General features: G+C 40.8%; 14 protein-coding genes. 6 read left to right on the plus strand and 8 right to left on the minus strand.

The window, feature by feature from the left end; genetic code table 11:
* Window positions 1-23 precede the first annotated feature (23 nt).
* Window positions 24-1,277, minus strand: coding sequence for a pitrilysin family protein (locus tag CQ839_RS17820; protein WP_103669636.1), 1,254 nt, complete (start codon window positions 1,275-1,277; stop codon window positions 24-26).
* A gap of 899 nt (window positions 1,278-2,176) precedes the next feature.
* Between CQ839_RS17820 and CQ839_RS17830 the strand changes: the two genes are divergently transcribed.
* Window positions 2,177-3,535, plus strand: coding sequence for a hypothetical protein (locus tag CQ839_RS17830; RefSeq protein WP_103669638.1), 1,359 nt, complete (start codon window positions 2,177-2,179; stop codon window positions 3,533-3,535).
* 169 nt (window positions 3,536-3,704) lie between these two features.
* On the plus strand, window positions 3,705-3,920 hold the full coding sequence (locus tag CQ839_RS17835) for a hypothetical protein (RefSeq protein ID WP_103669639.1): 216 nt from the start codon (window positions 3,705-3,707) through the stop codon (window positions 3,918-3,920).
* A 136-nt stretch (window positions 3,921-4,056) separates the two neighbouring features.
* Here CQ839_RS17835 and CQ839_RS17840 read toward each other — a convergent pair whose 3' ends face one another.
* The 4 genes from CQ839_RS17840 to CQ839_RS17855 form a co-directional block, all read right to left on the minus strand.
* A complete protein-coding gene (locus CQ839_RS17840) occupies window positions 4,057-4,458 on the minus strand; it encodes a ferredoxin (protein ID WP_103669640.1) in 402 nt (133 codons plus the stop codon).
* Between the two features lie 304 nt (window positions 4,459-4,762).
* A complete protein-coding gene (locus CQ839_RS17845; protein WP_103669641.1) occupies window positions 4,763-5,344 on the minus strand; it encodes a thylakoid membrane photosystem I accumulation factor in 582 nt (193 codons plus the stop codon).
* A 126-nt stretch (window positions 5,345-5,470) separates the two neighbouring features.
* Complete coding sequence (gene folE, locus CQ839_RS17850) at window positions 5,471-6,238, minus strand: GTP cyclohydrolase I (RefSeq protein WP_181016243.1); 768 nt, start codon at window positions 6,236-6,238, stop codon at window positions 5,471-5,473.
* Window positions 6,239-6,929: 691 nt separating this feature from the next.
* Window positions 6,930-7,664 carry an SDR family oxidoreductase gene (locus tag CQ839_RS17855; RefSeq protein WP_103669642.1) on the minus strand — a complete coding sequence of 245 codons (735 nt, stop codon included), beginning with the start codon at window positions 7,662-7,664 and terminating at the stop codon, window positions 6,930-6,932.
* A gap of 39 nt (window positions 7,665-7,703) precedes the next feature.
* On the opposite strand from CQ839_RS17855, the gene CQ839_RS17860 reads away from it, so the two are divergent.
* Entirely contained in the window at window positions 7,704-8,264 is a 561-nt protein-coding gene (locus CQ839_RS17860; RefSeq protein ID WP_103669643.1) for a hypothetical protein, read from the plus strand.
* A gap of 11 nt (window positions 8,265-8,275) precedes the next feature.
* Here CQ839_RS17860 and CQ839_RS17865 read toward each other — a convergent pair whose 3' ends face one another.
* Window positions 8,276-8,776, minus strand: coding sequence for a hypothetical protein (locus tag CQ839_RS17865; protein ID WP_103669644.1), 501 nt, complete (start codon window positions 8,774-8,776; stop codon window positions 8,276-8,278).
* Window positions 8,777-8,868: 92 nt separating this feature from the next.
* Between CQ839_RS17865 and CQ839_RS17870 the strand changes: the two genes are divergently transcribed.
* The 3 genes from CQ839_RS17870 (at window position 8,869) to CQ839_RS17880 (ending at window position 11,556) form a co-directional block, all read left to right on the plus strand.
* Window positions 8,869-9,321, plus strand: coding sequence for a peroxiredoxin (locus CQ839_RS17870; RefSeq protein WP_103669645.1), 453 nt, complete (start codon window positions 8,869-8,871; stop codon window positions 9,319-9,321).
* Between the two features lie 125 nt (window positions 9,322-9,446).
* A complete protein-coding gene (locus CQ839_RS17875; RefSeq protein WP_146048759.1) occupies window positions 9,447-10,139 on the plus strand; it encodes a DUF6636 domain-containing protein in 693 nt (230 codons plus the stop codon).
* 442 nt (window positions 10,140-10,581) lie between these two features.
* The gene (locus CQ839_RS17880) at window positions 10,582-11,556 is read left to right on the plus strand and encodes an alpha-ketoacid dehydrogenase subunit beta (protein ID WP_103669647.1); all 975 of its coding nucleotides are present in this window, start codon (window positions 10,582-10,584) and stop codon (window positions 11,554-11,556) included.
* 33 nt (window positions 11,557-11,589) lie between these two features.
* On the opposite strand, the gene CQ839_RS17885 is transcribed toward CQ839_RS17880, so the two are convergent.
* Both CQ839_RS17885 and CQ839_RS17890 read right to left on the minus strand, forming a co-directional pair.
* Window positions 11,590-12,780, minus strand: coding sequence for a Y-family DNA polymerase (locus CQ839_RS17885; protein WP_258040777.1), 1,191 nt, complete (start codon window positions 12,778-12,780; stop codon window positions 11,590-11,592).
* A gap of 40 nt (window positions 12,781-12,820) precedes the next feature.
* On the minus strand, window positions 12,821-13,258 hold the full coding sequence (locus tag CQ839_RS17890) for a translesion error-prone DNA polymerase V autoproteolytic subunit (RefSeq protein WP_103669657.1): 438 nt from the start codon (window positions 13,256-13,258) through the stop codon (window positions 12,821-12,823).
* Between the last annotated feature and the right edge of the window lie 527 nt (window positions 13,259-13,785).

The following is a 13,785-nucleotide window of genomic DNA, read 5'->3' on the forward strand; positions in this document are numbered from 1 at the left end:
AGGCTCAAAGCTCCACACCAAGATTATTTTACCTGTTTCAAAGCATCTGCCGAGCCTGCTATTGAAATAGCAGGTGTTACAAAATATTTTTGCGCCACATTCTGGACATCAGTTTCAGTCACTCCTTCAATTGCCTCTACAAATTGGCGATCGAACTCTAGACCTAAGCCCATTACCTCATACCACCCATACACTTGAGCAATTTGACCATTCGTTTGTTTTCCAAGGGCATATTGTCCCAGTAATTTGCTCTTGCAAATTGCCAATTCTTCATTTGTGATCGCAATCGTGGCAAGTCGCTCACACTCATGACGCAAACCTTCCAGTGCAATTCCTGTATTTTGTGAAGCTGTCCCCATGTAGGCGACAAATTGCGACGCTTCTAAGCGAGTCGGATAAAAAGCGGATACTTCGTAAGCAAGCCCACGTTTTTCGCGCAATTCCACAAACAATCGGCTTGATAATCCATTGCCTAAATAGGTCGAAATAATCTTTAGTGCCGCATAATCTGGCGAGCTAACCGATGGCGCAGGATAACCAATTATGACGATCGCCTGTTGCGTATCTTGCTCATGGGTAATTAGTCGGGGCTGAAAAATGGGTGGGGGTGTCGCAATAACGGTTGGTTGATGAGGCTTTTTCCAATCACCAAATGCCTCACCCACAAGAGAGTGTGCTTGCTCTGGCGAAATCTTACCTGCGATGCTAACCACCATCTGATCTGGACGCAAATAGGTTTGGTGAAAATTAACCAAGTCATTGCGAGTAAGGTTGCAGACGCTTGACTCAGTACCAAGACTAGGGAATCCGTAGGGATGATCCCCGTACATTAGATGTTGTAAGTGATCATAAGCGATCGTAAATGGCCGCTCCTGCTGCGATCTGATCGATTGAATCGTTAGCCGTTTTTCGAGAGCAAGCTCGCTTTCAGGATAACTAGGCGATCGCAAAATTTCTGATCCCAGCAGCAACATGTCATGGAAATCTGATGAAATTGTTTTCAATGACAGCAAAAAATAATCACTTGAGCATTCTGTGCCCAATGATGCGCCAATCGACTCCACCTGTTCAGCAATTTCTAGGGAGGAAGATCTCTCAGTACCGCGAGTCATTAGGGATGCCGCTAGATGGGTTAGTCCTGATTTTGTTGAGGTTTGGACGCGCTCTCCACCTGCAAAAAAGCATCGTGCTGCGATGATGTCAGCCGTAGGGTTTTCGGTTACTAAGACCACAATGCCATTTGATAATACCAAGCGATCGCTGATTCGTTGTGACATTGTTAGTGACAAATTTTACTCCCCAACTTACAAAAAACAAACATTAGACGTAGTGACTGGCGATACCTTTAATCTTCTTAGCTTACGGCAAATTTAGCCCATATTTATGTAAAAGCCATGCAAAGCATGGCTTTTACATAAATATGGGCTAAATTTGTTCACAAGTCGTGTCATACAAATCCCCAAAAGTGCATCTACACTTTTGGGGATTAAGCATCAGGCTCAGGAAGGGTTTTAAGCTGTAGCCAGATCGTTTATGACAAAGAAGCACAGGATAATTGCTATAAGAAGCGCCGCAATTATCTTGTGCTTCTTATAGCAATTTTTGATCAAACACACCCAAACCAATAAATTTATTGGTTTGGGTGTGTTTGCTTGGATGTGAAGGCAAAGCGCTGTATGTTTTAACTAGAGCGAGTAAAGCTATAAAATATCTAAATTACGTTGCCATTTGGAGATTTGGGATCAGTGGAAAGATTTAGCGATTTCCAGCCAAACTGACGATATACATAACCTCAAACTTGATGAATTATGAGTAATGGCATAGAAAATGAGCTACTTGCGTTTAGTGGCCGACAGATTATGCTAGATTTTCTGTCATCTTCAAAGCGTCGTATTAATATGTTATGGATGGGAAAAGTTTTGGGCTGCCCATCTTTTGAATCGATTAAAAAATCTGAGCAAAATCATACAAATCCAATCAGTCATCAATACAATTCGGTTTAAGTTTCATGCAATATAGAGCCTACATAGCCTTGCGCTTAAAAAAATATCAACAAATTTAGGAGTAGATAATTAGGTAATTGTCGCTAATTGTCTAGATAATCACCAGCATTTTGTGGTTGAGATGCTCGAAAAAACGCTGTAAATAAGAAGATATTAAATGCGGAGAGGATTGGATGAATACGGCAACGGATAAACAGAAATGTTTAGATTGCTTAACACAAGCGATCACAGACTTACATGGTCAAGTTGACATAGATCAATTGACTAAAATCTCCAATTTGATCATTCAGACCATGACTGGCCCTTGGCGATCATTTCATACTCCAAATCATATTTTTGAGGTCGGAGAAGGGGGAGATGCGATCGAAGTGATATCGGCAATATTTCATGATCTGGTTTATGTACAGGTAGACCAGGGGATCAGTGTAAATATTAGTCGCTATATTTCACCCTATATCAAGCAAGATCGCGAGCAATTAGTCATTCTTGAACCTCCCGAACTTCAAGAGGACAAGATTTTTAAAATGGTAATAATGCTGTTTGGCTTTGAGAATGGGCAACCTTTACTACCAATGTCTGGGCAAAATGAGTTTTTGAGTGCCCTTATTGCCATCAAAGCCCTAGAAAACATGTTGCCTTTAAGAATATTGACAGAAATAGCTGCTTGTATCGAAGCTACAATTCCTTTTCGTCCACAATTAGATTCTGGCTTGACTTGCTCTGACTTACTATTTGGGCGCTTAGTTAATGCCAACGAGACATTTCAGTTTGGGTGGGGCGATCAAGAAATCTCGGAAATTGTCAAAAGAACAGTCCGTTTATCTAATCGTGATGTCGAAAATTTTGCGAGTACTAATTCGTCGCGTTTTCTCAATAATACTTGGAACTTGATTCCAGAGACAAATCATGATCTTAAGAATGGAAACTCCTATAGTGTGCATGGCTATCGAGTTTCCATTCAAAAGATGGAAGGATTTATGAACTTCCTCTCACCTGAAATTGTTTTTCGGCGCTATCGCAATGAGCCAAATGAGAAAGACTATTACAAATTACTTGCCCAAACGAAGCAAAATCTAGAAGTAGCAAGATTGTATTTAGGAACAAAACTGACGTCGATCGGAATTTTGGAAGCCTTATCATTTCGGATAGGGCGTGATATATCGCTATCGACCATGATGGGGGAATTGCCGTTAGAAGACAGAGCAGTGGTGGGATTAGAACAGTTCTTACCTGAAATTATCACGCCACAACAGCCTTCGAGTCCAATTGAAGCTGAAGTATTAGAACTGTTAGACAAGGGACGCACAGTTGATTCTAGTTACGATGTCAAAAATTCACCTGTAGCAACTTTTATGGTGAAATCGATTGGCTTTACTGAAATGCAACGTATGTTAAATCTTTCTAAGGAGTTTTTTAAGGGTAATTTGACCTCCGAGGATTTGCTTGCAAGTTGCGATCCTTATGTCATGTCTACGATCAAGAGTGCTGTTTTGCAATTATTTGACTCGCGTAAGGGTGCACTTTCTAAGTAAAGTTACGGTCTCAGACTTGTTGGAAAGCAAATAAGAATCCGTAGGTAAAAATATTGCTAGTTTAAGTTTCTCATTTTGTAAGATTTCATCATTCAATTTAAATTGAATTTAACCGTATTAGAGATTGGGATGTCTAAAGGAACATAGTTCACTAATATGGATGTCAGTCATGAAAATTTCAACCGTAGCATTACTTCTTGTTACTGTACTGGGTACTGTTGCATTCAATCCAGCTAGAGCATCGGCAGCGGAAGTAAACAATCGCTTGGCAAATCAACAGAATCACAACTCTGTAGTGGATAGAAATAGACTAGAATCGCAACGTATCGCCGAACAGAGAGCGCATGAACAACAACAGCGTATTGCTGCTCAAAATCATCTATAAATAAAACTTCTAGTTATGTTTAGCGATCGCTTTCGCCAAACATAACTAGAGTTGCAGAGAACTGAGACAGATACCTTAGCTGATTCGTTAAGGTATCTGTCTCTAATGTTGGGGAATTCCATTTTTGGAATCCTTTCTAGATATGGGGTATAACAAAGGCGTATTCTGAGACGATTTTGTTGCCAATAATATGTTCTTGAAGTACTCGCTCTAGTACCTCTGCGGTTGCTGAGTGATACCAAACTCCATCTGGATAAACTAATAAAATTGGGCCGCGATCGCATACCCGCAAGCAATTAGTTTTAGTCCGAAAGATTTTCGCTTCGAGATCGAGTTCTTTAATACGGCGTTTGAGATAGTCCCATGCTTGCAAACCTACTTCTTTTTTGCAGCAGAGGGGCTTAGTCGGATCGGCACATAGAAATAAATGTTTCTCGATCTGGGGAATTGATAGTTGCTGGGCGCGATTTGCTAGCTGTTGGCGAACCAAATCTAAATCTAAGACAAGATCTTCATTCATCACTAAATCTGGAGTCATAATTTTGCTTGTTATCCTCTCCTACCCCGCATAAGCAGGTAGCCAAGAACTTAAGTTCTTGTGCAGTCATCTAAAGATGACTGCACAAGATTAACCTGTTTCCAATGGGTTTAAATCTTAGCCTGTACTTGAGTGCAGGGCGCGTATATAACCGTATAGCGATTGTCATTTTGCAGTAGGCAAAATGACAACTCAAAAACCCTACTGAGATTGATTTGTTTTTTCAAATGAGTATGCACACATTTGAAAACCGCTATAGTGCAAAGAAGAGAGGCTGCTATGTGTAGGTGTGAGGTTTGTAGATCTAAGGGTTCAATTCGTTGATAACTTTATCGGTTTTACGGAATTTTAATTCGGGAGGAGCATCAGGTAGATGCAGTAAGTCGCGAATTGCCGAGTCTAATTCCTCAAAGCCAAATAGCCCTTCGCGATCATAAGTAACTTTGCCTTCACCAGAAATTAGTACTGTTTGGGGCACTGTTCCTTTGTAATAGTATGCTTCGTCGGCTGGGGTGTAGTTGTTTGTTTGTAAGTCCAAGCTATCAACAGGAACTGCAATCAGACTGATCGTTTTGCCATAAAACCCTTGAGCTAGATTGAGAATAGGCGAAAATCGCTTGCAGTCGGCACTGTCATCGACATAAAAAACTAACATCGAGGCTCGACCTAGCTCAAGGGATTGAGCCAAGCTAATTCTAGGTGGCACAATGGAGCCATTACCACCATAGAGCGCAAATATATTGCCATCGTATGTATCATCGGTAAGTCTAGCTTGAACGGGTTGAGTATCACCAAATACAGCTCCTAGCAATATACTTAGGCTTATACAACTTGCGATCGCTACACAAAAAATCAAATTAAAAGATCGCTTCAGCCAATTTTTCATTATCTTCAATATAAATTCTGCTACCAATCACTATAGATGCTAGCCATAACAAATTAAAAACCAGAGAGTATAAACGGCACTAAGTGCCGTTTATACTCTCTGGTTTTTTGTAAAGCGCTTAACATTTTATGAGTCGCCAAATCCGTGAGCACGAATAAGATCAAAGAACTCTTTTTTCATCGATGGATCTTGTCTGAAAGAACCGCGCACGATTGAGTTAACCATCTTGGTTTCGGGTTCTTTGACTCCTCGCCAAGTCATGCACATATGCTGTGCCTTGATCACAAAGGCAAGTCCTTTAGGTTTGATTAAATCTTCAATGGTATCAGCAACCATAATCGCCGCTTCCTCTTGAATATGGGGACGACTCATCACCCAGTCCACGATGCGATTGAATTTTGATATGCCAATTACGCGATCGCTTGGCACGATACCAATCCATGCTTGACCAACGATCGGCACAAAGTGGTGAGAGCAAGCTGAACGGACTGTAATTGGACCAAGAGTATAGATTTCGTCAAGTTCTTTGGCATTAGGAAAATCTGTAACTTTAGGCATGGGATGATAACGACCTTTGAACACTTCATCCACATACATCTTGGCTACTCGACGAGCCGTTTCTTTCGTGTTGTGATCATTTGCGGTATCAATAATTAAAGAGTCAAAAACCCCTTGCAGTTTTCCTTCAATTTCTTTTTTTAGCTCTTCCCGTTCGATCTCGCTGATGTGATGGGCGATCGTATCATTGGCAAAGAAAGGATCTCCAGCAGCGATCACACGATCACGAATAATCTGTGAAATTGCTTTTCTGCTGGGTAGAGATTCGAGGACTTTGGCAGGTTTTGAATCGTTCTCAGAGGTGTTGTTGACAGGGCGAGAAATACTGATCGTCATGGTGTGATACTTACTAGATATCTAGTGAATTAACTTAAAGATAAGAAAACCGAAAAAAATGCCGAGAAAACAGTGATTAAACATCAAAATTTTTCGCTTGAATTAAGCTAATTTCACGAGCATAAAACGGCGTTTAACTAGCAATTCAAACTATAAAATTTAATATATTCTCCCATATTCGCAGATCTACGGGAATTATTGCTTCTCTCGATAGATTGAAATTTTTCTGTCGTGGTTTAACTTTCATTAATAATTCTAGACTATTCCTTAGCTGCTATAAGTCATTATGGTTAAGTTTCAGTTAATTCCATCCTGAAGATAGATAGGGCTAATTGGTTAAGGGTTTTCCTTGAGATGCAATATCAATAGGCAAATAATTATTGATTTTTTGTGATCCACAAAATTTCTGGAAACTGATTGAGGATTCAATGAGTATAAAGAACATTTATCTGAAATTAATCTATCGTCAAAAAATTCTATAAAAACCAAAAACATTGCTAGAAGTGTTGCAAAGCAACACTTCTAGCAATGTTTTTGCTAAAATTCCAGTCTTTGCCTAGCGTCAAAGCGCTATATATCAATGCAAGAGATAGCTAGGGCAAATCAAAACCCAAAAGATGGGTGGCGGCGCTTCGCGCCACCACCCATCTTTTGGGTTTTAAATACAAAGTTTACTTTGTATTGCTATAGTTCAAAAAGCTTCTCCATTGGGCATGATCACATAGTCATTGATCATTGCATCGGCGGGAAGATTTACCAAGGTCATGATTGCATCGGCGACAGTAGCTGGGCTTAACATAGCTGCGCGATTAAAACTTGGTGGCACTTTATCACCGAGGGTATCCCATAGTGGCGTATCGACTGAGCCAGGACAGATTGCCATAATTTTGATGCCGTGAGGCTTTTCCTCTAACATGATCGCTTGAGTTAAACCTAATAGCGCAAATTTACTGGCGCAATATGCAGCCCAATTAGGAAAGCCTTGCTTAGCAGCGATCGAAGCGACGTTAATCACCGTTCCACTTTTTTGCGATCGCATGGTTGGCAACGTTGCTTGTAAACACTGAAATATACTGGTTAGGTTGAGATCAAACAACTTCTGCCATTCAGTCAGGGGCATATCGATCAATTCGCCGATATAAGCCATGCCAGCGTTGTTAATTAAAATATCCACGCCGCCCATATCGGCAACGATTGCTTGTATCTTGGCAGAGACTTGGGAGATATCACCAAGGTCAATCGCATAGCCTTTAGTATTGCTACCTGCGGGTAGTTCGTGGAGAATGCGATCGGGATTGCGGCTAAGCAGACTCACCTGTGCGCCCGATTCTAATAGTCGCAATGCTACTTCTTTGCCAATACCGCTACTTGCACCAGTAACGATCGCTCTCTTGCCTGCTAATTTACCTGATACTGTATCTGTCATGGTTTAACCTGTTTTCCTTAAGTCTATAGTCAAAAGTCTATGTCAAAAAAAGTAGGACGGAGCTTTTGGTGGCTATGGCTGATTGCAAATGTTATTGGCAATATGCTGTTATCTAGCTTTGTTTGGGAAGACCCTTACGATCTGCGATCGCGTATTTTTCTTAACGAAATACTGCATGGAGTGGGAATTTCTATCGCTCAGTCTCTAGTGCTACGCGATCGCTTTGCCAAAGAGGGCTGGTGGTTACCGCTAACTCTGTGGGGATGGATCTTGGGGCTAGCGATTGTATTTTTTCTGCCAACCCTATCACTACGTTCTCATGCGCAAAACATGCCATCACTCTCAATTTTGATGATTGATTTTGCAATTATTGGGACTATTGTTGGTATTTGCCAATGGCAATTACTCAAATCATTTCGGGCGGCGGGTGTGTGGTTAATATCTAGCCCGATCGCTTTGTCATTGAGTACTTTTGGGCTATATCTTGGCTACATGGCGAAATCCACAATATTGGCTAGCGCCTTGCAAGGCGCGATCTATGGAGCAATTACAGGATTTACTGCCATCAAAGTTCTGCGATCGCCCAAAGTTAGGAAATAAAAGTGCCGCTTTTATTGTTTTGGGGCAGATTCCACAAAACGTAAATCTCTTTTTAAGAATGTTTTTTCACCTGTATCGGTATCCACGGTTGCTCTAATTAAGCTAGTGCGAATTACTAAAAGCTTTGTCATGTAATAAGGACTATCGGGTTCAAGTACCAATACGAGATCGCCTACTTGTAATGGTTGAATTGTGGGAATTGGTAGAACTCGCTCAAATGATTTGCGATCGCTTATTTCTGGATTTGCAGCAACATTGCTTTGGCGATCTTTGATTAAGCTGTCTACATATTGCTTGAGCTTTTTTTCTAAATTAGCTTCGAGGATCGTGAAACGATCTTTTTCTGCTTTTTTGTCATCAGTCTGCTTTAAAACTTGTTGTAATCCCTCTACTACTAAATCGGTTTCGGTTTTGCCAGTTATTTTGACTTGTTCTAGTAAAGCTGTATAAAGTTCACCAGATAGCTCGATTGTTAATTGGTGATATTGACCTTGAGGTTTAGAACATTTCATGGTGATTATTCTTGATAAGATTATGGTTGGCTGTGAAATAAGTACTATGCTCCAGTCTAAATCCCAAATCAAAAGGTAATACAGGAAATTCTATGTCTGTCGAAGTTGGTCAAAAAGCTCCAGATTTTACTTTGCCTAGCGATCGCGGTGATATTACGCTCAGTCGCTACGAAGGTAAAACAAACGTCGTACTAGCATTTTACCCAGGGGATTTTTCGCCTCTTTGTACTAATGAAATGCAGTGCTTTGCAGATGATTGGACAAAGTTTCGTGAATCAGGAGCGGAGATATTAGGTATTAGTACTGACCCAATCGAAAAACATATTGCTTTCTCCAAAAAGTTGGGCTTACAGTTTCCCTTGCTCAGCGATCGCAACCAAGATGTTTGCAAAAAATATGGGGTTGCTAGTTTGTTTGGGAGTAAACGCGCCTACTGCATCATCGATATTCACGGAATCATTCGTTACAAGCATATTGAATTTTTGCCAGTCTTTAAGCGTGAAGATAGCGAGCTATTGGTCGTATTACGGAGCCTAAAACCTTAAGGTCAAAAGATACAAAAAATGATGAGGCAATCGCAACTATTTACCCAACTACAAGGTCTGAGTTTTTTGCAGGAATAATTAGGTAGATTTTTGCCAAATATTCTTATAAATCAATAAATTATTCTATGCTTAGCCTGAATTTTATAAGCCTCAGATCTATATTATTGACTGCGATCGCAAAACTATCATCATTTTCAAATTTAAAGAAACTGATTCTATTTTTCCTATGCTCTACTATTGTTGCCTGTAATCAAACACAAGCAACAACGGCATCCACCATTAGCAATGCCTCTTCCAAGAGCACCCCAATCGCACTAACTCCACAAATTGCTCGCACCTCAAATCAATCTGAAGAACTAACCTCAAAAGAAACGATTCCATCCACTTCTGTTATTCCTGATTTGACAACAGAAAGCAAATCAATCGCCCAATCAAGTACTAGCGATATTTTCAGCAGTAATGGATTTATAATGCCGAGCAAAAACATTTATTGTCTGCTCAGGGACTATTCGGCGCGCTCAGCATTGCAAAATATTTTTTTGCGCTGCGAGATTGTTAGTAGGCTTAAACCAATACCTCCAAAGCCTCCAGCCTGTGAATTTGACTGGGGTAGTGGGCTGGTATTACCTCGTAGTAAAGAAGCTCAAGTTCTCTGTGCTTCAGATTCTGCTTATTCCTCAAATTATCCAATACTTCAGTATGGACAGACATGGAAAAAGTCTGGATTCATTTGTAAATCATCTACTGATGGGCTTACTTGTACAAATCCTGAAGGTCAAGGCTTTTTCTTAAATCGTGAAGAGTGGCAAACTTTCTAACAATTATTTCCCTTGCCAGAGAGAAGATACTTTCTTCCCACCCCAAGAATATCTATGCAGTTTTCAGAACGAAATCGTACTTATCTGAAAACCGCAATAATGCTTTTCTATTCTCCGAAGAAGATTGAGAAAGAATTCAAGAAACAATTTATATTACCCTAAATTCCCGAAGTGGGAGCATCAATTGTGGAAAGTTTAGCAACTCCCATTAGTGAATGTAGCGAGACATTAGAATGGTGAATTGGAAACAAGAGTGTATCGAATTAAATTTTAGAAAAAATGATTGAAAGACGATTGCAAAAATAGCTTTTATGAAGGCTAGCTATTTTTGAGCATTCATCGTGACAATATCCCCAAGCAAGGTTGTGTGTATTGTCGCACCCCAAAAGATATAATCGCTTAAGACTTGTTTACATAATCATAGACACAATCACAGATTTATATGGCAGAGGTTACTTTTTTTAACGCCCTCAGAGAAGCGATCGATGAGGAAATGGAGCGCGATCCAGCCGTTTATGTTTTAGGCGAAGACGTGGGGCATTATGGCGGCTCCTACAAAGTAACCAAAGACCTTTACAAAAAATACGGTGACTTGCGCCTGCTCGACACCCCGATCGCAGAAAATAGCTTTACAGGTATGGCGATCGGTTCAGCAATGACAGGCTTACGCCCGATCATCGAAGGCATGAACATGGGCTTCTTGCTACTCGCCTTTAATCAAATCTCCAATAATGCAGGGATGTTGCGCTATACCTCTGGCGGTAATTTCAAAATCCCGATCGTTATTCGTGGGCCTGGTGGCGTTGGTCGCAACCTCGGAGCCGAGCATTCACAACGTCTCGAAACCTATTTTCAAGCTGTGCCTGGGATTAAGATGGTGGCTTGCTCCACGCCTTACAATGCCAAAGGCTTGCTGAAGTCAGCAATTCGTAATGATAACCCGATCCTTTTCTTTGAGCATGTGTTGCTGTACAACCTCAAGGAAGATATCCCCGACGAAGAATATTTGTTGCCTCTCGACAAAGCCGAAATCGTACGCGAAGGTAATGATGTGACGATCCTGACCTATTCACGGATGCGCTACCACGTACTCAAGGCAGTCGAGACTTTAGTTGATAGAGGCTACGATCCTGAAGTGATTGACTTGATTTCGCTCAAGCCTTTGGACATGGAAACCATTGTTACTTCGTTGCGGAAAACTCATCGCATTGTGATTGTTGAAGAAGGTATGCGCTGCGCCAGCATTGGTTCAGAGATCATTGCTTCGATTAATGATAGCTATTTTGATGAACTTGATGCGCCGATTGTGCGTCTTGCTGCGCTTGATGTACCAACTCCCTATAACGGGGGCTTAGAAAATCTGACGATTCCTCAACCCGAGGATGTGATTGCCGCAGTTGAGAAATTGTTGGCATAAAAAAAGAGGTGGTGCTAAGCACCACCTCTTTTTTTATGAAACTTCGAGTAGATCTTGCCAACAGGTTGTATATTTTGGAGATCGCTGTTCAGATTTAGTTTTCCAGACTTGGATCACTCCAGTGGTCGCAAACCGCAAAGTATCCCTACCATATATTTCATTGATCGTATCCATTACGCTCATCAGATTGCGCGATCGCATTTTTTCCTCATCATTACTAACATCAAAAAGATTACCTTGGACTTGCTTTTCAGACACAAGCCCTGTCATGATCACACCAGCTTTTTTAAAATTTTGTCCTTTGCGATAGATACTTTCAGTTAGCTGAGCCGCAACACGGGATAGTTCAAGCGTGTAGTTAGTTGATAAATCCAATTCTGCGGTGGCGCTATTTGAGTAGAAATTATCTCGAAAAGGACTAGTTCTCGCAAAAACGGTGATCACACTGGCGGCTTGTTTTTGCCGTCGTAGTTTCTCTGCGGCTCGATGCGTAAAAGAAGCGATAGCTTCTTTTAGTTCGGGCATTGTATCTATTGACTGTGGAAAAGAGCGAGAGACGCAGGTTCCTTTTTTGGGATTATCCAGTAACTCCATCGCTAAACAAGATTCACCTCTCAGCTCTAATTGCAATTTGACACCAACGATACCCATTTTTTTCCGAATCAAGCTCTCATCGGCATTTTTTAATTGTAATGCTGTATTGATGCCTTTTTCTCTCAGCCAAGTAGCATATTTGAAGCCAACACCCCAAATATCACCAACATCTACCTGAGATAGAATTTCATCAATAGATGGATAAACACTGAGATCGAAAACACCTGAGTTAGATTTTTTAGCAATCAGATTGGCTAACTTTGCTAAGGTTTTGGTCGGGGCAATTCCTACTGAAACTGGAATTCCCACCCATTGCAGCACTCTTTGACGGATTTCATTGCCATATTCCGTTAAGTCACGATATCGAAACCCTGATAAATCGATAAAGGCTTCATCAATTGAGTAGATTTCCACATCGGGAGCAAAGTAAGCCAATGTAGACATGACTCTACCTGATAAATCGCCATAAAGACTGTAGTTAGAAGAGTAGACCTGAACATCGTAGCGCTTAATGAGTTCGTAGATTCGGAAGACAGGCACGCCCATCTTGATACCGAGATCTTTGACTTCCTGCGATCGCGCCACTACACAACCATCATTGTTTGATAGGACTACTACAGGTTTTCCCATGAGTGCGGGATTAAATAAACGTTCACAGGAAACGTAAAAGTTATTGCAATCGACCAGAGCGAATCTTTTTTTGGCTTTTTGGTCTAATACTGTGGATAACATTAGTGACAACTCCCCAAATATGTAGTTCGGAATGTTCGTTAATGAAAATCGTCTTGTAGCCAGCGTTCTCAGGAACTAGAGCAACTTCTCCTTTCTGATAATGCAAGCGTTTGACAGTTATTTCTCCCTGTACTACAGCGATTACGATATCGCCGTGGGTGGCTTCAAGAGAGCGATCGACAATCAGTAGATCTCCATCATGAATATGTGCTCCAGTCATCGAATTCCCTGAAGTTCTCACAAAGAAAGTCGCCGCAGGATGAGTCACTAAATAACTATTGAGATCGAGCTTATGTTCCACATAGTCTTCCGCAGGAGAAGGGAAACCCGCAGGGACAGAACAATTTTGCAATGGCAATTCTAATTTAGTGCTCATATCGGGAAGATGAATATCCCTAACACTTTCGGCAAGATTACTAACCTGTTCCTTTGTCCATACGCCAATATTCACTACGACCTGATTGGTAGGCAATTGTATATTTGGCGAGAATTGATGGCGCTTACTATCTCTGAATTGCCTAAATCTACTTTGATGCGGATCGTCACTTTCCATAAGCCTATTTTTGATTAAAGTACGATATTCAAACAATCTAACACGATCTCCTCTGTATAGCAAGATCAAAAAAGAGAATTGCGTCACTTCGCGACACAATTCTCTTTTGTTTTTTTAATTTTTGACTACTCCCTTCCCACCAAAAAGATAGGCATTATAAAGTGAATAATTAGGCGTGCGCGGCTTTGCCGCGCACGCCTAATTATTCACTGGGAAGGGATTAACATGAATGGCTGTAGCATTTTTTTAATCTTGGCTGACTAAGGAATGAAAAATAAATAACTTATGCATTTCAGTTATTTTGAGGAATGGCTCTATAATTCCATTTAGGAAGATATTCATCAAAAATG

It is taken from the genome of Pseudanabaena sp. BC1403 (assembly GCF_002914585.1).
Lineage (GTDB): Bacteria > Cyanobacteriota > Cyanobacteriia > Pseudanabaenales > Pseudanabaenaceae > Pseudanabaena.

Coding starts and splice junctions, on each gene's coding strand:
- CQ839_RS17830 (WP_103669638.1), top strand. CDS start 2,177: ATGAATACGGCAACGGATAAACAGAAATGTTTAGATTGCTTAACACAA.
- CQ839_RS17870 (WP_103669645.1), top strand. CDS start 8,869: ATGTCTGTCGAAGTTGGTCAAAAAGCTCCAGATTTTACTTTGCCTAGC.
- folE (WP_181016243.1), bottom strand. CDS start 6,238: ATGACGATCAGTATTTCTCGCCCTGTCAACAACACCTCTGAGAACGAT.
- CQ839_RS17855 (WP_103669642.1), bottom strand. CDS start 7,664: ATGACAGATACAGTATCAGGTAAATTAGCAGGCAAGAGAGCGATCGTT.
- CQ839_RS17875 (WP_146048759.1), top strand. CDS start 9,447: ATGCTTAGCCTGAATTTTATAAGCCTCAGATCTATATTATTGACTGCG.
- CQ839_RS17820 (WP_103669636.1), bottom strand. CDS start 1,277: ATGTCACAACGAATCAGCGATCGCTTGGTATTATCAAATGGCATTGTG.
- CQ839_RS17835 (WP_103669639.1), top strand. CDS start 3,705: ATGAAAATTTCAACCGTAGCATTACTTCTTGTTACTGTACTGGGTACT.
- CQ839_RS17885 (WP_258040777.1), bottom strand. CDS start 12,780: ATGGGAAAACCTGTAGTAGTCCTATCAAACAATGATGGTTGTGTAGTG.
- CQ839_RS17840 (WP_103669640.1), bottom strand. CDS start 4,458: ATGACTCCAGATTTAGTGATGAATGAAGATCTTGTCTTAGATTTAGAT.
- CQ839_RS17860 (WP_103669643.1), top strand. CDS start 7,704: ATGTCAAAAAAAGTAGGACGGAGCTTTTGGTGGCTATGGCTGATTGCA.
- CQ839_RS17845 (WP_103669641.1), bottom strand. CDS start 5,344: ATGAAAAATTGGCTGAAGCGATCTTTTAATTTGATTTTTTGTGTAGCG.
- CQ839_RS17880 (WP_103669647.1), top strand. CDS start 10,582: ATGGCAGAGGTTACTTTTTTTAACGCCCTCAGAGAAGCGATCGATGAG.
- CQ839_RS17865 (WP_103669644.1), bottom strand. CDS start 8,776: ATGAAATGTTCTAAACCTCAAGGTCAATATCACCAATTAACAATCGAG.
- CQ839_RS17890 (WP_103669657.1), bottom strand. CDS start 13,258: ATGAGCACTAAATTAGAATTGCCATTGCAAAATTGTTCTGTCCCTGCG.